At 44.3% G+C, this 531-nt stretch carries 1 protein-coding gene; it reads left to right on the plus strand.

The genetic code is table 11. The features are described 5' to 3' along the window. The coding region (locus EWU22_RS13365; protein ID WP_161566873.1) for a hypothetical protein at positions 1 to 531 on the plus strand (531 nt) is incomplete at both ends.

Consider the following 531-nt stretch of genomic DNA (forward strand, 5'->3'; position numbering starts at 1 on the left):
CCGCTACGAACTTTGGTACAGCAACTAGCTTGACCTTTACAGCAGGTGTGGCTACAGGATCGATGGTCTTGTACAAAGCAGAATCGGCCACAGTGAATGCGACTGATGGAACGATCAACTCGAATACAGGAGGAACATTGAACGTAACAGTGAGTCCATCTACGATGACGAAGTTGGCAGTGAGCTTAACGAGTCCTCAGATTAATGGCACAGCCTTTACAGGAACCAATACCTTAACAGCCCAAGATGCTTATGGCAATACGGTAACAACTTTTGCAGCTAATACAAATAATGTAACAGTTACGACAAGTTTAACAGGAACGGTAAGTGGTTTAGGAAGTGGAGTTAATAATGTATTGAACCAAGCGGGTGATTTTGTTAGTGGAGTAGCAAACTTAACGAGTTTAGGCTTGAAATTCACAGGAACTTCAGGAGCAGGAACGTTCACTTTCACTCCAGCATCAGGAACGGCAGCTACTAGCTCTAGTGTTACTGTCAATTCAGGAGCAGCGACGAAATTAGTAGTCACCG

It is taken from the genome of Aquirufa nivalisilvae (assembly GCF_004307455.1).
Lineage (GTDB): Bacteria > Bacteroidota > Bacteroidia > Cytophagales > Spirosomataceae > Aquirufa > Aquirufa nivalisilvae.